Origin of the sequence: Burkholderia sp. F1, assembly GCF_050813845.1 — a bacterium.
Classification (GTDB): Bacteria; Pseudomonadota; Gammaproteobacteria; order Burkholderiales; family Burkholderiaceae; genus Burkholderia; species Burkholderia ubonensis.
Genome location: NZ_CP172421.1, coordinates 2,580,491 through 2,596,993, shown reverse-complemented (window position 1 = coordinate 2,596,993; position 16,503 = coordinate 2,580,491). Strand labels below are relative to the sequence as shown.

Sequence of the window (16,503 nt, the reverse complement as noted above, 5' to 3'; positions counted from 1 at the left end):
TCAGGTCGCCTGCTGTCTGCGATGGAAATCGCGCACCAGCTCGACGAGTCGATTGGCCGATTCGGATGTCAGCGTCCCGCCGGAGAGGCGCATCGCCTGCGAGCGCTTGAACGTGTCGGGCAGCGCATCGGCAACGTCGATTCGCGTGTCGTCGATCACGATAGGTACGATGAATATCTCGCCACGCGACATTCCGCTGGCAACATCGTGCGCGTAGTTCCATTCCCTCCAGAAATAGCGGCGATGGTTTCGCTCGCTCAGTGCCTCATGCGATATGACTGGCGCGAACAATGAACATCGTTCGACGCCTTGACGGATCATGTGTGCCCAATCGTCGCCGGCGTGCAGGGCGGCCTTGTCGAACCAGACGTCCAGCCCGGCAGCCTGAAGTCCGCTTGCGAGGCGTTCTGCGGCCCCGATGTTTTCGCTGGCATAGCTGATAAATATGGCGCCCTGTGGCACATGCAGGGTGTCGGGAATCCTGGACGATTGCAGTGAATCGTTCTCGGCGAAAGGGTGGAGTTCGCGCCAACGCCGCGTCAATTCCGACACAAAGGCGTAAGCATCGATGGGAACCACGCGTGTTTCATGGCTATAGTTCTTGAGAAAGACGGTGAGATCCGCCTCGTTCCTGATCCGGTCGTCGACCAGAACCTCCCAGCGTCTGCGTTTTTGTGAGAGTTCGACGCTCCGGACCGCGCGAATGAAAAAGCGCGTCAGCCAGTCCTGAAAGCCGCAACCGAGAAACAGCAGATGATGGCGGCGCAATTCGTCGAACAGGAACGCCGGCTGGCGCTGCTTGTCCTGCATCGCGTGGACGAACTCCAGCAGATCCTCATCGCAGATCACGAATTCAGGGGAGCAGGATGCGCGCCCGAGCAAATGGAAGACCAGGGGTCTCGTCAGCTCGGCTTTCGAACAGGTCATGTCCCGCAGGGCATTCGGCGCGTAGCTGATCTGGTCGGCGCGCGATCCTGGATGGGCTGCCGCCAGGGCATCCGCCAGCAGAGAATCGCAAGTCAGCGACACATATAAATTGAAGCGGGAAATACTGGCGAGATCGCTGAGTAATTCGCATGGGCTCAGCGCGGCGTTTCTGACGATGCTAAAGATTCTCGGATAGAGTTCCTCGCGGTCGCCGCCCGTACTCAAGTGCAAGGAGACGACGTCGTTCAGCTGAAAGCGCTCCGGTAGCCCGCCGACCGGCAGTTCGAGCGCCTGCTGTAGCCGCCCGGCAATCCAGCGACCAATCGGGAGGTCCACGCCAGCGTCGTGAACCGTCACAAGGTCAGGACCTATCACGGGGATTACTCTGCTTTCCTCAATGAGGAGGAGGAGGTCTTCCCAGAACCGCTCGTGAGGATCGATCATCTGACGCTCACCATGTTTGGCGGTCGCCTGGAGGCTTTAGCCAACGGCGGCCGGTACGGTGTCGATTGCTATTCGGAATTCCGCGCGAAACAAATCATCGCCTGCGAGCGCTTTAGCCAAAAGTTGAACCCTATTTTTAATATATCAACCCGGCGGACCGCCATCGTCAGAAAAAACCCTGATCTTCCGATTCCGGATTTGCTTGTTGCATAAGTCAGACGACGACCTTTCATACTGTTTGACGAGGGCCTGTCACGACCCGCCCGCGAACGTGTCCCCAAACATCGGATAACCGCCGGCGGATTCGCCGCGCGTCGCCTCATCCTGCAACACGTCCCAATGCTCGACGAGCTTGCCGTCCTCGATCCGCAGGATGTCGACGGCGATCATCGCGGCCGGGCTTGCCGAGCTGGTGTAGCGACTGTGCACCCAGACGAAGTCGCCCTTGGCGATCACCATGTCGTACTCGAAACGCAAGTCGGCAAGCGCGCGGACCAGACCGAACAGCCCGTCACGTCCGGCGGGAACATGTCGGCTGTGCTGGACATAGGAATCGGACCAGAACTGCGCGGCCTTCGCGTAGTCCTTGCGGTTGAACAGCGTGTCGAGTGCGTCGAGAACGAGCGCCGTGTTCTGCTCTTCAAGCATTGCGGTCATGATGTGAACTCCAGTGGTTTCAGGCGCCGCGCGCGTGCGGTCGTTATGCGACAGGAATCGGGTTGTCGACGATGAACTGGTTGAATTGCTCGACGAACGCATGCTCGTTCGGCCCCGCGTTATCGCGAAGGGGCCGGGCCGCGTCGACGACGACCTCGGTCGTGGCGGTTTCCAGCAGCGTCATCGTTTCGGCGATGAACGCGTCGAGCGGCATCGCACGCGGGTCGCCGCTCTTGTGAACGAGATCCGTGTCGACCCACGGCGGCGCGATCTCGAGGACGCGCACGCTCGTGTTGCGCAGCATGAAGCGTTGCGACAGCGTGTACGAGTGGATCGCGGCCTTGGTGGCCGAGTACAGCGCGGTCGCCGCGAGCGGCACATAGGCGAGCACCGAGCTGTTGTTGATCAGGGTCGCGTCGGGCTGCCGCTTCAGATGCTCGATGAAGGCGGCGCTCACGCGCACGGGGCCGAGCAGGTTCGTGTCGACGAGACGGACGGCCTGGTCGTCGTCGAGCGGGCCGCCGGCGTCGTCGAACGGCATGATGCCCGCGTTGTTGATCACGACGTTCAAGGCCGGATAGCGTTCGATCAACTGCGCGGCGACCTCGCGAATCCGCGCGGCGTCGCCGATGTCGAGCTCGACCGTGTCGATGCCGGGATTCATCTGCGCGATCTCGTCGAGCAGCGCCTTGCGCCGGCCCGCAACGATGACCTTGTTGCCGCGCCGGCTGAAGGCCTCCGCCAGCGCGCGGCCGATGCCCGACGTGCCGCCGGTGATGAAGATGGTGTTTCCGCTGAGTTTCATGGTCAAAATTCCGTATCGGAAGGGATCGACGACAGGTTCGAAATCCTGGGCTTACCGCGCCGTCGCGTAACGCGGTGCGGGCGCGTTGGTCGACAGATGCGGGGCCATCGTTCGCCGCGCGGCTTCATAGGCGTCCCACTCTTCGCCGGCATGCAGCGACGGGATCGTCACGAGTTCGCGACGGTCGAAGCCCGTCAATGCGGCGTCGACCATGTCGGAGGCCGACATGACGATGGCCTTGGGCAGGTGCTCGAGCGGAAGGCCGCCGGTTTCCCAGAAATCGGTGGCGGTCGCGCCGGGCAGCACCGCTTGCACCTGCACGCCCTTGTCGGCGAGCTCGTGATGCAGCGACTGGCTGAACGCGAGCACGAACGCCTTGCTGCCGCCATAGACGCCGTTGAGCGTTTCCGGCGAGATCGCGACGATCGACGAGATGTTGATGACGGCGCCCTTGCCGCGCGCGACGAAGCCCGGGACGGCCGCATACGTGAGGCGGGTGAGGGCGGTGACGTTCAGGTCGATCAGCCGCGTCATCGCGTCGACATCGCTGTCGATGAGCGGCGTATGCGTGCCCACGCCCGCGTTGTTGACCAGCAGCGTGATGCTGGCGTCCTGTTTCAGTTTCGCTTCGACGCCGGCGAGCTCCGCGCGGTCGTTGAGGTCCGCGGCGATGATTTCCACGCTGCGGCGCGTGTCGTTCGTGATGCGCTCGGCGAGGGCTGCCAGCCGGTCGCGGTTGCGCGCGACCAGGATCAGGTCGTAGCCGCGGCGTGCCAGCCGGTCGGCGTAGATTGCGCCGATGCCAGTCGACGCGCCGGTCACGACAGCCGTACCTTGATGTGCTTGAGCCATGATGTCACTCCGTTTCGAAGGGGTGGGTGAATGCGTGAGTGCATTCTGGCTTCGATTCGCCGCGACGGAAATGACGTATATGGTTATGATTAAGGACATGACGCGGCAGCGTTGACCGACACTGGAGAACGGAGATGCACCGGATCGGCTTTCTGATCAGCGACGGTTTTCAGATCATGGCGCTCGCGCCGCAATCGGTGTTCGAGTACGCAAACATGGTGGCGGGCGAGGGGTTCTACGCGCTCGAGAGCTTCTCGGTAGACGGCGGCGAGGTGCGCTCGTCGCTTGGCGTGGCGGTGGGCACGCGGCCGTTGCGCGGGAAGATCGACGTGGACACGTGGATCGTCGCCGGGGTCAATGATCCGCTCGAATCGCCGGCCCCGGAAAAGCTGCTTGCATACCTGCGCCGCGCGGGCCATCGCGCGAGGCGCATCGCCGGGATCTGCACCGGCGCGTTCGTGCTCGCGGAAGCGGGCCTGCTGGCGCAGCGGCGCGCGACGACGCATTGGGCGTTCGGGCGCGACATGCAGAAGCGCTTTCCCGACATCCACGTCGAGGAAGACCGGATCTATATCGTCGACGGGCCGATCTGGACGTCCGCCGGCATGACGGCCGGCCTCGACCTCGCGCTCGCGATGGTGGAAAAGGATCTGGGGCCGGAGGCGGCCCGTTCGGTCGCGCACAAGCTGGTCATGCATCAGCGGCGGGCAGGCGGCCAGTCTCAGCATTCCGAAATGCTGGAGCTCGCGCCGAAATCGGACCGCATCCAGAATGCGCTGAACTATGCGCGCCAGAATCTGGGCCGCTCGCTGACGGTGGAGGAACTCGCGGAGACGGTTCATCTGAGTCCGCGCCAGTTCAGTCGCGTGTTCACGCTCGAAACCGGACAGTCCCCGGCCAAGGCCATCGAAAGGCTGCGGCTGGAGGCCGCGCGGCTGATGATCGAACAGAGCCGGCATCCGCTCGACGTCATCGCGAGGGAGACCGGCTTTCGCGATCGCCGCCACATGCGCGAAGCCTTCGTGCGCGGGTTTGGCCTGCCGCCGCAGGCCGTCCGCCGCGATTCGCGCCTGAACGACTGAAAACGCTTCCGGACCAGCATTCGCCGGTTTCGATGCCGCGCGGCCGGTTGAGATATGCTCGCCTGCTTCTTCGCGCGGAGCCTCGGCGGGTTCCTGGCCGCGCTGACGTTCCGGCCGTTTCCGAAGGCTCGCTCGATGCCGGCGGCGGCGTGATGCGCGCGGCGCGGCTACCCCTGCGCACCGAGGCGAAACACGCTGCGCAGCTCGTCGTGGTTGTGGACGTCGAGCTTGCGATAGATCTTGCGGACGTGATCGACGACCGTGCTGTCGCGCAACGCGAGGCAGCGTGCGATCTCGCTGTGCGAGCGGCCGAGCACGAGCTGCGTGCAGAGTTCGCGCTGGCGTTCGGTGAGGCCGAGCTGGAAGCCGAGCCGCTCGATCTCCAGTTCGAGCGGCGGGAAGTGTTCGATGTAGATCACGATCGCGAATTCGCGTCGCATCGCGTCGGCGTCGGCGAAGCGATACGCCTTGAAGCGGAAGCGCCCCGCGGTGGTGCGGCGCTCCAGCGTGGCGGGCGGTGCGGGGTGACCTTGCCAGATCCGGCTGACGTTCGTCAGCAGCGGCGCGAGCCAGTCCGGCACGCGGTCGTCGCGGTAGAACGCGAGCGGCTCGCCGGTCGCAAGCGCCAGCATCCGGATGCTGGCCGCGTTGTGCAGCAGGATCCGGCCGGCGTCGTCGGCGACCACGATCGCGGACAGGCTGCCTTCCGCTTCATGCAGCGGCGGCTGCACGGGGCGAGACAACGCATGCGCGAGATGCCGCGCGAACGGTTCGAGGTCGCGGTGATTCCTGTCGGAGAACGGCGGGCTGCCCGGCGAACGGGACAGCTGCAGGCTGCCCCAGCCGCGCGTGCCGTCGGTCGCGGTCAGCTCGAGACAGTGCCGCATCGATACCGACTGCCACAGGTCCGCATACATGGCGCTCGACAGCAGCGCGCCGTCGTAGCGCGCGCTGTTGTCGAAGCCGCGTCCGCGACGCATCGCGTCCGAGAACGTGACGCCGAGCACTTCCTGTTGCGGGGTGTTGTGCACGTTCGCGAAGTAGGCGGGCAGCACCGTGTAGACCGCGTCGTTTTCGCTGTACACGTCGGTCAGCACATGGCATTCGTCGGCGTAGAAGAACATCCCCCAGTCGGCGCCGACGATGTGCCGCGCCGCTTCAATCACGTGAGGAATGACGAGACGCGGCTCGACGCCCAGCGAACACAGTCGTCGAATGTGACCCGCAAGCGCGGCGTGCTTGTCAGACATGAAGACGTCCCTCGAGCGTACGACGGACCTGCTCGCGACGGCGTCGCGATGCGCGCGGCGCGAGCCTTGCGCGCGATGCTTTGAGCTTAGGCGGAAAAGATGACAAATCGTGCAATTGCCCCCTTTCAAGGGGGCGTCAAACGCACGCGCGGTCCCTATCATTGCCCCATTCCTGCCGTACGATCGATGCTCGCACGCTGTCGCGCACGACGCGAGAGAGGAGTCCGAAGCAATGCGAGCGCGACGGGAAGATTCGACTCGCGATGCGGCGAGAGGCGCGAACAGGACGACACTAAACGCGCGATGCGGCCGCGACGCGGTGTTGCGCATGCCGATGCGCTGGCCCCGGGGGAATTCATAGGGGGATTGCCGGAAAAGATCGACGAAGCCTCGGGCGCGCGAGCCGGTCGCCGGCCTGTCGAAAGCGCGCGGCTGCGCGGCGCCGGCAACGGCCACGGACAGGCCGGCGCATCGCAATGAGGCGGACGTCGAAGCGCGCGGACGGCGGACATCAGCGCTGCCCGCGTCGAACAGATCGCATTGCTGCTTCATGTGAGGTGCCACGATGAAGACCGTATTCAAGGCGGCGTTGGCCGCAGTCTGCGTGCTGGGCGCGGTGGGGCTCGCCCGGGCGCAGGAGGGAAGCGCACCGGCGTCGCCGTCCGACGCCGCGATCAGCGCGACGGCGGTGGGCAGCATGCCCGCCGCTGGTACGCAGGCGGGCAGCCCGGCCGGCCTGACCCGGGCGCAGGTCAAGCAGGAGCTGCTGCGCGCGCAGAAGTCGGGTGAACTGGAACGCCTGAACCAGCTTTACCAGGGCGGTCAATAGCCACGGGTCCGACCGCCGGGCGGCATGGGCGGTCGCGTCTCCAGGCTGCGCCGACGGAGCAATGCGCGGCGATGCGGTGCGATTATGCGATGCCGCACGCCGCGCATCGTTGTAAATGGGGGAAGAACGACGCACGCGCTGCCTCAGCACAATCCTGTTGCCGATGCAATATCGAGCATTCTCTCGAAGGGCCTGTCACGCGCGCGTCACCCTGCTAGAATTCGGCTGCCGCATTGTTTCGATTGACCAATGAGATTGCTTGATGCCCTGGTCGAACAGCGTATTGCCGCCGCCGCCGCGCGGGGCGCGTTCGACGATTTGCCGGGTACCGGCGCGCCACAGGCGCTGGACGACGACCTGCTCGTACCCGAGGAGGTGCGGGTGGCCAACCGTATCCTGAAGAATGCGGGCTTCGTGCCGCCAGCCGTCGAACAACTGCGCGCGCTGCGCAACCTGCAGGACGAACTGCGCGCGGTCAGCGACCGCGCGGCGCGTTGCCAACTGCAGGCGAAGATGCTGGCGCTCGACATGGCGCTCGAATCGCTGCGCGGCGGCCCGATGACGGTGCCCCGCGAATACTGCCGCCGCATCGCCGAACGCCTGTGCGAGCGCGGGCTCGACGACGGGCCCGCGGAAGCGGGGCCGATGTGACGCCCGACGTGCTGCCGGGCGCGCCTGCCGAACCCACGACCGATTCTCCCGCACCCGCCGCCGCGCCGGTGTCGGCGCGCGACACGCATTTCATGCGGCTCGCGCAGGCCGCCGCCGAAGAGGCGCGCGCCGCCGGCGAAGTGCCGGTGGGCGCGGTGCTGGTGCGCGGCGATGAAGTGATCGCGCGCGGCTTCAATCACCCGATCGGCGGGCACGACCCGTCGGCCCATGCCGAAATGGCCGCGCTGCGGATGGCGGCCCAGCATCTGCAGAATTACCGGATGCCCGGCTGCGAGCTGTACGTGACGCTCGAGCCGTGCCTGATGTGCGCGGGCGCGATCATGCACGCACGGATCGCGCGCGTCGTGTACGGCGCGGCGGATCCGAAGACGGGCGCATGCGGCAGCGTGATCGACGCGTTCGCGAATCCGCAGCTCAATCATCACACCGAGGTCGTCGGCGGCGTGCTGGCCGACGAGTGCGGCGCGGCGCTGAAGTCGTTCTTCGCCGAGCGCCGCCGCGCGCTGCGCGAGGCGCGCGTCGCCCGCGACCAGGCGTCCGGCACGTCGTGAACCCGGCGCGGTTCGGACCCTCTAAGCTGGTTTGATCACCGACACGTCCTGCCCATGTCCGCTCCGTCCACCGCATCCTATTCCATCCGCCTGCTGGCGCCGTCCGGCTATCCGCACGATCCCGACGCGATCAATCGCGCGCTCGAGCGCCTGAGCAATGCGAAGCACCGCATCGAGAACGTCGAGGCGACGCAGCGGCGCTACCAGCGTTTCGGCGGCACCGACGGCGAACGGGCGGGGGACCTGAACCGGCTCGCCGATCCCGCGCGGCCGCTGCCCGACATCGGGCTCGCGGTGCGCGGCGGCTACGGCGCCGCGCGCATCCTGCACGGGCTCGACTATCGCGGGCTCGAGCGCCGGCTGCGGGACCAGCCGATCGCGCTGGTCGGCCACAGCGATTTCACCGCGATCCAGCTCGCGCTGTACGCGAAGGCGCGGATCAAGACGTTCGGCGGCCCGATGCTGTCGGCGGACTTCGGCGCGGAAACGTCCAGCGACTTCACGATGAGCCACTTCTGGCGGACGATCGCGCAGCCGTCCACGACGATCATGGCCGACGCGCCGCAGGCGCAAAGCGTCAACGTGTCCGGCACGCTGTGGGGCGGCAACCTCGCGATCCTCACGTCGCTCGTCGGCACGCCGTACATGCCCGACATCGAGGGCGGCATCCTGTTCGTCGAGGACGTCAACGAGCAGCCGTTCCGCATCGAGCGGATGATCTACCAGCTGCACCTGTCGGGGCTGCTCGCGCGCCAGCAGGCGCTCGTGCTCGGCCAGTTCACCGGCGCGCGGCCGTTCGAATACGACAACGGCTACGACATGCAGGCGATGATCGAGCAGGTGCGCGCGGTGATCGGCATTCCGGTCGTCACGGGGCTGCAGTTCGGTCACGTGCCGGACCTGGTGACGCTGCCGTTCGGCGCACAGGCGCAGCTCGTCGCGAACGCGCACGGCTTCCGGCTCACGCTGTCGGACTATCCGCATCTCGGCTGACGTCGGGACGCACGATCGAAAGGGCGGGTCTTCCGCCTTTTTCTTTATGTGGTCTCGCAACTAACGATCAAGCATTCGAGCCCTGCGCAACACGATGCCGTTTCTGCCGTGCACAAATTTTGTCAACAAAATATCCGGCGAAAATTCGGCAAGGATCGCTGTCGATGGACGATCCAGGCTTGTCGTGCATGGGTTTGGCGCGGGTTGCACCATGCCGGTTCGCCGCGATGCGCGCCGAATGTGCAAGATCCACGAAAAGAATTGTTGACAATCTTTATGTCCGTTCTACGATGAGGACCATCAGACGATGCAGATCATGAACGAGCCCGAATCCATCCCGTCCGGCGCGCCCGGACCCGAAGCGATCGCCGAGCGTATCCGGACGGCGATCCTCGAGCATCGGCTCGCGCCCGGCGCGAAGCTGACCGAGGCGCAGCTGTGCGACGTGTTCGGCGTCAAGCGCGGGACGATCCGCCAGGCGCTCGCGCTGCTCGCGACCGACCGGCTGGTCGACCTGGAGCCGAATCGCGGCGCGTTCGTCGCGAGCCCGACGCTGCAGGATGTGCACGAGGTGTTCGAGATGCGCCGGATCATCGAGCTGGCGGTGGTCGAACGGCTCGCGACCGGGCCGGGCGCGAAACGCCTGAAGGGCGTCGCGGCGCTGATCGACAAGGAGCGCAAGGCGTTCGAGCGGCGCGATTTCCCGGCGTGGATCCGCCTGTCGGGCGAGTTCCACACGGCGCTCGCCGCGCTGATGGGCAATGCGACGCTCAGCGCGTGCCTCGACGGCCTCGTCGCGCGCTCGACGCTGATGTCGGCGCTGTACGAATCGCACGGGCGCAGCCCGTGTTCATTCGACGATCACGGTGCGATCCTCGTCGCGCTGGAGGCGGGGGACGCGAAGCGCGCGGCGAAACTGATGGCGCATCACCTGCAGCACGTCGAGTTGAAAATGCTGGACCGGCCCGCGCCTGGGACGGTCGATTTGCGCGCAGTGTTCGGCGGCGCCGCTTAAGCGGCGACGGAACCCGGTTTGCGCCACCACCTGAACTGAAGCAATGCCGGCCCGCGGCGAGCGCCGCGGCCGCAGGTCCGACCCCGGGGCGACGGCCCGGGGCGATTTCGACGACGATGAAGCGGCCGTGCGGCCGCGGTCAAGGAGAGGTCATGGCTCAGTTCAGTGTGGCGCACGACAGCGCATATCCGGCGGAGGGCGGCGGCGAGGAGAGCGGCCCGCCATTGCCGAACGGTTTCAGCGAACGTCTGTATAACGAAGATTTGGCACCCCTTAAGAATCAGACATGGGGCTCGTACAACATCTTCGCGTTCTGGATGTCGGATGTGCACAGCGTCGGCGGCTACGTGTTCGCGGGCAGCCTGTTCGCGCTCGGGCTGACGAGCTGGCAGGTGCTGATCGCGCTGATCGTCGGCATCGGCCTCGTCAACGTGCTGTGCAACCTGATCGCGCGGCCGAGCCAGCAGATCGGCGTGCCGTATCCGGTCGCGTGCCGCGCGACCTTCGGCGTGCTCGGCGCGAACGTGCCGGCCGTGATCCGCGGGCTGATCGCGATCGCGTGGTACGGGATCCAGACCTATCTCGCGTCGAGCGCGCTCGTGATCGTCGTGCTGAAGTTCTTCCCGCAATGGCTGCCGTACGCGGACGTGCACCGCTACGGCTTTCTCGGGCTGTCGGCGGTCGGCTGGGCGGGCTTCATGCTGCTGTGGGTGCTGCAGGCGTTCGTGTTCTGGAACGGGATGGAGACGATCAAGAAGTTCATCGACTTCGCGGGCCCGGCCGTCTACGTCGTGATGTTCATCCTCGCCGGCTACATGGTGTGGCGCGCGGGCTGGCGCAACATCGGCATCAATCTCGGCGGCGTCAAGTATCACGGCGCCGAGGTGATTCCGGTGATGATCACCGCGATCTCGCTCGTCGTGTCGTACTTTTCCGGGCCGATGCTGAATTTCGGCGACTTCTCACGCTATTGCCGGAGCTTCGGCGACGTGAAGCGCGGCAACTTCTGGGGGCTGCCGGTCAACTTCCTCGCGTTCTCGCTCGTCACGGTGATCACGACCGCCGCGACGCTGCCGGTGTTCGGCGAGCTGATCACCGATCCGGTCGAGACGGTCGGGCGCATCGATCATCCGACCGCGGTGATCCTCGGCGCGCTGACGTTCACGATCGCGACGATCGGCATCAACATCGTCGCGAACTTCGTGTCGCCCGCGTTCGACTTCTCGAACGTCGCGCCGCGGCTCATCAGCTGGCGCGCGGGCGGGATGCTCGCGGCGGTCGCGTCGATCTTCATCACGCCGTGGAACCTGTTCAACAACCCGGCCGTGATCCATTACACGCTCGACGTGCTCGGCGCGTTCATCGGCCCGCTGTACGGCGTGCTGATCGCCGACTTCTACCTCGTCAAGCGTGGCCGGCTCGTGCGCGACGACCTGTACACGATGTCGGAGCGCGGCGCGTACTGGTACACGGGCGGCGTCAACCGTCGCGCGCTCGCCGCGCTGCTGCCGGCCGCGCTGATCGCGATCGTCTGCGTGATGATGCCGGGCTGGCAGGGCGTCGCGAACTTCTCGTGGTTCATCGGCGCGGCGCTCGGTTTCGGCTTCTACCGCCTGCTGACGAACGGCAAGGCCTGAGGCGCGCGATGAAGATCAAGCTGATCAATCCGAACACGACATGGCGGATGACCGACGCGATGGGCCGCTGCGCGCGCGAGGTCGCGGGCGCCGGCACCGCGGTGGTGGCGGTCAGTCCGCCGCTGGGCCCGCCGTCGATCGAAGGCTATTACGACGAGGCGCTCGCGACCCCCGGGCTGCTGGCCGAGATCGCGCAGGGCGAGCGCGACGGCTTCGACGCTTACGTGATCGCGTGCTTCGGCGATCCGGGGCTGTATGCGGCGCGCGAGCTCGCGCGCGGGCCCGTGATCGGCATCGCCGAGGCGGCGATGCATGCGGCGAGCGTGCTCGCGCCCGGCTTCTCGGTCGTCACGACGCTCGCGCGCACCTGCGGGATGGCGTGGCATCTCGCCGAGCGCTACGGGATGAAGCGGTTCTGCCGCAACGTGCGCGCGACCGACGTCGCGGTGCTCGAACTCGACCGGCCCGGCTCGGCCGCGCGCCGGATCATCGTCGACGAATGCCGGCGCGCGCTCGACGAGGACGGCGCTGACGCGATCGTGCTCGGCTGCGCGGGGATGGCCGAATTCGCGCACGAGATCGAGCAGCAGATCGGCGCGCCGGTGGTCGAGGGCGTCACGGCGGCGGTGAAATGGGCCGAGGCGCTCGTCGCGCTGCGGCTCGCGACCGCGAAGCGCGGCGACTACGCCCGCCCGCTGCCGAAGCGCTATGACGGTGAATTCGCGCGCTTCAGCCCGTCCGCGGACGCGGCGGACCCGGCGCCGGGCCGGCCGGGCGCCGCCGCGCCGCAGGCTGACGCCGCCGTTTTGCCGCACCCGCACATACACACCGTCTGACATGCACTATCTGCGCCGCTGTATGGGCGCATATGGGCGTTTTCGCTACACTGGGCCGTCGTTCACATCGGCTCGCGGGGGCGCCGCGCAGCCGGTGCGAGCGCGGCGTCCCGCCGGCCGGGCCGATCGATACCCATCATTTCAGCAAGCTTTCGTCGCACATCGAACCATGTCACTCGATCCAAACTATCCACGCGATCTGATCGGCTACGGCCGCCATCCGGTGCAGGCGAACTGGCCCGGGCGGGCGCGCGTCGCGGTGCAGTTCGTGCTGAACTATGAAGAGGGCGGCGAGAACTGCGTGCTGCACGGCGATCCCGGCTCCGAGCAGTTCCTGTCGGAAATCGTCGGCGCGGCCGCGTATCCGGACCGCCACATGAGCATGGAGTCGATCTACGAATACGGGTCGCGGGCCGGCGTGTGGCGCATCCTGCGCGAGTTCGAGAAGCGCGGCCTGCCGCTGACCGTGTTCGGCGTCGGCATGGCGATCGAGCGGCATCCGGAACTCGCGCGCGCGTTCGTCGAGCTCGGCCATGAAATCGCGTGCCACGGCTGGCGCTGGATTCACTACCAGAGCATGACGCCCGAGCTCGAAGCCGAGCACATGCGGCTCGGCATGGAGGCGATCGAGCGCGTGACCGGCGTGCGGCCGCTCGGCTGGTACACCGGCCGCGACAGCCCGAACACGCACCGGCTCGTCGCCGAATACGGCGGCTTCCTGTACGACTCCGACAACTACGGCGACGACCTGCCGTTCTGGATGGACGTCGACGTGTCGGGCGGCGGCACGACGCCGCAGCTGATCGTCCCGTACACGCTCGACACCAACGACATGCGCTTCGCGACGCCGCAGGGCTTCAATACCGCGGATCACTTCTTCCACTACCTGCGCGACGCGTTCGACGTGCTGTACGAGGAGGGCGACGAGGCGCCGAAGATGCTGTCGATCGGCATGCACTGCCGGCTGCTCGGCCGGCCGGGCCGGTTCCGCGCGCTGCAACGGTTTCTCGACTACATCGAGCAGCACGATCGCGTATGGGTGACGCGGCGTGTCGACATCGCGCGTCACTGGCGTGAACATCATCCGTATCAGCCCAATCAACGGAACGAAGGGAAAGCATGAAGGCGATGCGTTACACGTTGGAGCAACTGAACACGATGGCGCCGGGCGCATTCGTCGCGGCGCTGTCCGGAATCTTCGAGCATTCGCCGTGGGTCGCCGAGGCGGCCGCGGGCGCGCGGCCGTATGCGAGCATCGACGCGCTGCACGAGACGATGTCGGGCGCGGTGGAGGCGGCAGGCGTTGCGCGCCAGCTCGCACTGATCAACGCGCACCCGGAGCTTGCGGGCAAGGCCGCGGTGCGCGGCGAGCTGACCGTCGAATCGACGCGCGAGCAGAGCGGCGCGGGCCTCGACCAGTGCACGCAGGAGGAATTCGACCAGCTGCAGACGCTGAACCGCACCTATCGCGAGAAGTTCGGCTTCCCGTTCATCCTCGCGGTGCGCGGCTACGATCGGCACGGGATCATCGCGAACTTCGAGTCGCGCGTGAATCATTCGCGCGGCGAAGAGCTGCGCGCGAGCCTCGACCAGATCTACCGGATCGCGCGCTTCCGGCTCGACGACCTGATCGACGCCTGACACCACAATACGGCCCGCCGCGTCGCAGCGGCCGCTTCGCAATACTGACAAGGACACACCATGGCAATCCCGCTTCTCGATCCCGATGCACCCGAGTTCACGCGGCGCTACGTGAACCTCGCCGACCCGCGTCTCGGTGCGCAGGCGCTCGAGGCCAGCGACGATTTCTTCGCGCCGAAGGAGCGCATGCTGAACCCCGAGCCGGCGGTGTTCATCCCCGGCAAGTACGATGACCACGGCAAGTGGATGGACGGCTGGGAAACGCGCCGCAAGCGCACGACCGGTTACGACTGGTGCATCGTCAAGCTGGCGCGCCCGGGCGTGATCAAGGGCTTCGACATCGATACGAGCCACTTCACCGGCAACTTCCCGCCGGCCGCGTCGATCGAGGCCGCGCACGTGGCCGACGGCGCGCCGACGCAGGCGACCGAGTGGGTCGAGATCGTGCCGTCGACGACGCTGCAGGGCAACAGCCACCACTACGTCGAGGCGAGCGACGCGCGCGCGTTCACGCACCTGCGCGTGAACATCTACCCGGACGGCGGCATCGCGCGCCTGCGCGTGTACGGCCAGCCGCAGCTCGACTGGGCCGGCGCGAGCGCGACCGAGCTGTTCGATCTCGCGGCGACGGAAAACGGCGGCTACGCGGTCGCCGCGAACAACCAGCACTTTGGCCTCGCGTCGAACCTGCTGCTGCCGGGCCGCGGCGTGAACATGGGCGATGGCTGGGAAACCCGCCGCCGCCGCGAGCCGGGCAACGACTGGGCGATCATCGCGCTCGCGCAGCCGGGCGTGATCCGCAAGATCGAAGTCGACACCGCATTCTTCAAGGGCAACTATCCGGACCGCTGCTCGATCCAGGCCGCGTACGTGACGGGCGGCACCGACAGCTCGCTGATCACGCAGTCGATGTTCTGGCCGGTGCTGCTCGGCGAGCAGAAGCTGCAGATGGACAAGCAGCATTATTTCGAGCACGAGGTCGCGTCGCTCGGCCCGGTCACGCACGTGCGCCTGAACATCATTCCGGACGGCGGCGTGTCGCGCCTGCGCCTCTTCGGGACGCTCGACAAATGAAGGCGCTCATCATCGAACCGCTGACCCGGGAAGCGTTCGCGCCATTCGGCGACGTGATCGAGACGGAGGGCGCGAAGCAGATCCCGATCAACCTCGGCACGACGATCCGCTTCCACGATCTCGCGAAGGTCGACGTCGACGACGAAGGCGGCCGTACGCTCGTCAACCTGTTTCGCGGCCAGCCGCGCGCGCTGCCGTTCGAGGTAAAGATGCTCGAGCGGCATCCGCTCGGCAGCCAGGCGTTCGTGCCGCTGAACGACAAGCCGTACCTCGTCGTCGTCGGCCCCGCGGGCGAGCTCGACCCGGCGCAGATTCGTGCGTTCGTGACGAGCGGCTGGCAGGGCGTCAATTACGCGAAGGGCGTGTGGCATCATCCGCTGATCGCGCTCGGCGACGTCAGCGACTTCATCGTCGTCGATCGAGGCGGGGACGGGCTGAACCTGAACGAACAGGATCTGCAGGAATCGCTGTGGCTGACCGAGGAGGCGCTGCTTGCGCTGACGGCCTGAGCGTTCGCGTCTATTGCGCGAGGCCGGACGGCTCGAACGTCCGGTGATGCTTCCGAACGAACCCGCGACTTGTCGCGGGTTTTTCTTTTTTGTGCGTCGCGCGGCGTTTTGATTCCACGCAAGGGGCGGACTCGTCACCAGACTGTCAATGCGCCGGCGCGCGACCCGACATCGCCGCAGCCGTTGCCGTCGCTCGTGCTATCGTGCCCGCATCGCCTTCATCACATTGTCCGTTCAGGACGAATCTCACCCGATGAGCAAGCCCGAATCCGACCTCGCCATCCTGCTGCGCACGATGCAACCCGAGTTGCATCCCGGCGCTTACGTGTTCGCGTTGCTTCCGCACGATGCTGACGTGCCGCTGTCTGAAATGGTCGCGACTTTTCGCGAAGAAGAGGGGCTGACCGTCGTCGTCCGCGAGGAAACGGCCGCGCGCCACGGCTGGCCCGTACTGTTTCGCGCCGCGTGGATCACGCTGACCGTGCATTCCGACCTGCAGGCCGTCGGGTTGACGGCCGCATTCGCGCAGGCGCTCGGCGCGGCCGGCATCAGTTGCAACGTGATGGCGGCCGCGTGCCACGACCATATCTTCGTCCCGGTCGATGACGGCGCGCGAGCGCTCGACGTGCTAACCGCACTTCAGCGGGATGCGCAGCGCGGTTAGCGATGCCGTGCACATATCGAAGGAATACCTGGAATGCCGCAACTGGCGTTGTCGATCGTCAAGCG

Annotated in this window: 19 protein-coding genes; 14 read left to right on the top strand and 5 right to left on the bottom strand. The window is 66.4% G+C overall.

Going from position 1 to position 16,503, the window contains the following annotated elements:
- Entirely contained in the window at positions 1-1,263 is a 1,263-nt protein-coding gene (locus tag ACFIMZ_RS12295; protein WP_431819758.1) for a toll/interleukin-1 receptor domain-containing protein, read from the bottom strand.
- 9 nt (positions 1,264-1,272) lie between these two features.
- Here ACFIMZ_RS12295 and ACFIMZ_RS12290 point away from each other — a divergent pair, with 9 nt between their 5' ends.
- Complete coding sequence (locus ACFIMZ_RS12290) at positions 1,273-1,584, top strand: hypothetical protein (protein WP_431819757.1); 312 nt, start codon at positions 1,273-1,275, stop codon at positions 1,582-1,584.
- Between the two features lie 39 nt (positions 1,585-1,623).
- Here the strand turns inward: ACFIMZ_RS12290 and ACFIMZ_RS12285 are convergent, their stop codons facing one another.
- Genes ACFIMZ_RS12285 through ACFIMZ_RS12275 form a run of 3 tightly spaced genes read right to left on the bottom strand, consistent with a single transcriptional unit; the run spans position 1,624 to position 3,685 of the window.
- Positions 1,624-2,028, bottom strand: coding sequence for a nuclear transport factor 2 family protein (locus ACFIMZ_RS12285; protein WP_431819756.1), 405 nt, complete (start codon positions 2,026-2,028; stop codon positions 1,624-1,626).
- A gap of 43 nt (positions 2,029-2,071) precedes the next feature.
- Entirely contained in the window at positions 2,072-2,833 is a 762-nt protein-coding gene (locus tag ACFIMZ_RS12280; RefSeq protein WP_431819755.1) for an SDR family oxidoreductase, read from the bottom strand.
- Positions 2,834-2,884: 51 nt separating this feature from the next.
- Positions 2,885-3,685, bottom strand: coding sequence for an SDR family NAD(P)-dependent oxidoreductase (locus tag ACFIMZ_RS12275; protein WP_431819754.1), 801 nt, complete (start codon positions 3,683-3,685; stop codon positions 2,885-2,887).
- Positions 3,686-3,819: 134 nt separating this feature from the next.
- Here ACFIMZ_RS12275 and ACFIMZ_RS12270 point away from each other — a divergent pair, with 134 nt between their 5' ends.
- Positions 3,820-4,767 carry a GlxA family transcriptional regulator gene (locus tag ACFIMZ_RS12270; protein WP_431819753.1) on the top strand — a complete coding sequence of 316 codons (948 nt, stop codon included), beginning with the start codon at positions 3,820-3,822 and terminating at the stop codon, positions 4,765-4,767.
- A gap of 167 nt (positions 4,768-4,934) precedes the next feature.
- On the opposite strand, the gene ACFIMZ_RS12265 is transcribed toward ACFIMZ_RS12270, so the two are convergent.
- A complete protein-coding gene (locus tag ACFIMZ_RS12265; RefSeq protein ID WP_431819752.1) occupies positions 4,935-6,017 on the bottom strand; it encodes a helix-turn-helix transcriptional regulator in 1,083 nt (360 codons plus the stop codon).
- Between the two features lie 565 nt (positions 6,018-6,582).
- On the opposite strand from ACFIMZ_RS12265, the gene ACFIMZ_RS12260 reads away from it, so the two are divergent.
- The 12 genes from ACFIMZ_RS12260 (at position 6,583) to ACFIMZ_RS12205 (ending at position 16,438) form a co-directional block, all read left to right on the top strand.
- Complete coding sequence (locus ACFIMZ_RS12260) at positions 6,583-6,846, top strand: DUF4148 domain-containing protein (RefSeq protein WP_431819751.1); 264 nt, start codon at positions 6,583-6,585, stop codon at positions 6,844-6,846.
- A 249-nt stretch (positions 6,847-7,095) separates the two neighbouring features.
- Complete coding sequence (locus tag ACFIMZ_RS12255) at positions 7,096-7,497, top strand: DnaJ family domain-containing protein (RefSeq protein WP_431819750.1); 402 nt, start codon at positions 7,096-7,098, stop codon at positions 7,495-7,497.
- Complete coding sequence (gene tadA / locus ACFIMZ_RS12250; RefSeq protein ID WP_431819749.1) at positions 7,494-8,069, top strand: tRNA adenosine(34) deaminase TadA; 576 nt, start codon at positions 7,494-7,496, stop codon at positions 8,067-8,069. The genes ACFIMZ_RS12255 and tadA overlap by 4 nt, the downstream gene beginning before the upstream one ends.
- 54 nt (positions 8,070-8,123) lie before the next feature.
- Complete coding sequence (ldcA, locus tag ACFIMZ_RS12245; protein WP_431819748.1) at positions 8,124-9,062, top strand: muramoyltetrapeptide carboxypeptidase; 939 nt, start codon at positions 8,124-8,126, stop codon at positions 9,060-9,062.
- A gap of 307 nt (positions 9,063-9,369) precedes the next feature.
- Positions 9,370-10,077: a GntR family transcriptional regulator gene (locus tag ACFIMZ_RS12240; RefSeq protein WP_431819747.1), complete on the top strand. Its 708-nt coding sequence runs from the start codon at positions 9,370-9,372 to the stop codon at positions 10,075-10,077.
- Positions 10,078-10,229: 152 nt separating this feature from the next.
- Positions 10,230-11,714 (top strand): NCS1 family nucleobase:cation symporter-1, encoded by a 1,485-nt coding sequence (locus ACFIMZ_RS12235; protein WP_431819746.1) that lies wholly within the window; start codon positions 10,230-10,232, stop codon positions 11,712-11,714.
- Positions 11,715-11,722: 8 nt separating this feature from the next.
- A complete protein-coding gene (locus tag ACFIMZ_RS12230) occupies positions 11,723-12,550 on the top strand; it encodes an aspartate/glutamate racemase family protein (RefSeq protein ID WP_431819745.1) in 828 nt (275 codons plus the stop codon).
- A 169-nt stretch (positions 12,551-12,719) separates the two neighbouring features.
- On the top strand, positions 12,720-13,673 hold the full coding sequence (gene puuE, locus ACFIMZ_RS12225) for an allantoinase PuuE (RefSeq protein WP_431819744.1): 954 nt from the start codon (positions 12,720-12,722) through the stop codon (positions 13,671-13,673).
- Entirely contained in the window at positions 13,670-14,191 is a 522-nt protein-coding gene (gene uraD / locus ACFIMZ_RS12220) for a 2-oxo-4-hydroxy-4-carboxy-5-ureidoimidazoline decarboxylase (protein WP_431819743.1), read from the top strand. The genes puuE and uraD overlap by 4 nt, the downstream gene beginning before the upstream one ends.
- A 60-nt stretch (positions 14,192-14,251) precedes the next feature.
- Positions 14,252-15,265 carry an allantoicase gene (alc, locus tag ACFIMZ_RS12215; RefSeq protein ID WP_431819742.1) on the top strand — a complete coding sequence of 338 codons (1,014 nt, stop codon included), beginning with the start codon at positions 14,252-14,254 and terminating at the stop codon, positions 15,263-15,265.
- The gene (locus tag ACFIMZ_RS12210) at positions 15,262-15,774 is read left to right on the top strand and encodes an ureidoglycolate lyase (RefSeq protein WP_431819741.1); all 513 of its coding nucleotides are present in this window, start codon (positions 15,262-15,264) and stop codon (positions 15,772-15,774) included. Before alc ends, ACFIMZ_RS12210 begins: the two co-directional genes overlap by 4 nt.
- A gap of 253 nt (positions 15,775-16,027) precedes the next feature.
- Positions 16,028-16,438 carry an ACT domain-containing protein gene (locus ACFIMZ_RS12205; protein WP_431822484.1) on the top strand — a complete coding sequence of 137 codons (411 nt, stop codon included), beginning with the start codon at positions 16,028-16,030 and terminating at the stop codon, positions 16,436-16,438.
- Positions 16,439-16,503: the final 65 nt, after the last annotated feature.

Excerpts from the sequence above, each read along its gene's own strand:
- alc (WP_431819742.1), top strand. The coding sequence starts at position 14,252 with ATGGCAATCCCGCTTCTCGATCCCGATGCACCCGAGTTCACGCGGCGC.
- ldcA (WP_431819748.1), top strand. The coding sequence starts at position 8,124 with ATGTCCGCTCCGTCCACCGCATCCTATTCCATCCGCCTGCTGGCGCCG.
- ACFIMZ_RS12275 (WP_431819754.1), bottom strand. The coding sequence starts at position 3,685 with ATGGCTCAAGCACATCAAGGTACGGCTGTCGTGACCGGCGCGTCGACT.
- ACFIMZ_RS12210 (WP_431819741.1), top strand. The coding sequence starts at position 15,262 with ATGAAGGCGCTCATCATCGAACCGCTGACCCGGGAAGCGTTCGCGCCA.
- ACFIMZ_RS12230 (WP_431819745.1), top strand. The coding sequence starts at position 11,723 with ATGAAGATCAAGCTGATCAATCCGAACACGACATGGCGGATGACCGAC.
- ACFIMZ_RS12205 (WP_431822484.1), top strand. The coding sequence starts at position 16,028 with ATGAGCAAGCCCGAATCCGACCTCGCCATCCTGCTGCGCACGATGCAA.
- ACFIMZ_RS12285 (WP_431819756.1), bottom strand. The coding sequence starts at position 2,028 with ATGACCGCAATGCTTGAAGAGCAGAACACGGCGCTCGTTCTCGACGCA.
- puuE (WP_431819744.1), top strand. The coding sequence starts at position 12,720 with ATGTCACTCGATCCAAACTATCCACGCGATCTGATCGGCTACGGCCGC.
- ACFIMZ_RS12280 (WP_431819755.1), bottom strand. The coding sequence starts at position 2,833 with ATGAAACTCAGCGGAAACACCATCTTCATCACCGGCGGCACGTCGGGC.
- ACFIMZ_RS12265 (WP_431819752.1), bottom strand. The coding sequence starts at position 6,017 with ATGTCTGACAAGCACGCCGCGCTTGCGGGTCACATTCGACGACTGTGT.
- ACFIMZ_RS12255 (WP_431819750.1), top strand. The coding sequence starts at position 7,096 with ATGAGATTGCTTGATGCCCTGGTCGAACAGCGTATTGCCGCCGCCGCC.
- ACFIMZ_RS12270 (WP_431819753.1), top strand. The coding sequence starts at position 3,820 with ATGCACCGGATCGGCTTTCTGATCAGCGACGGTTTTCAGATCATGGCG.
- ACFIMZ_RS12260 (WP_431819751.1), top strand. The coding sequence starts at position 6,583 with ATGAAGACCGTATTCAAGGCGGCGTTGGCCGCAGTCTGCGTGCTGGGC.
- uraD (WP_431819743.1), top strand. The coding sequence starts at position 13,670 with ATGAAGGCGATGCGTTACACGTTGGAGCAACTGAACACGATGGCGCCG.
- ACFIMZ_RS12240 (WP_431819747.1), top strand. The coding sequence starts at position 9,370 with ATGCAGATCATGAACGAGCCCGAATCCATCCCGTCCGGCGCGCCCGGA.
- ACFIMZ_RS12235 (WP_431819746.1), top strand. The coding sequence starts at position 10,230 with ATGGCTCAGTTCAGTGTGGCGCACGACAGCGCATATCCGGCGGAGGGC.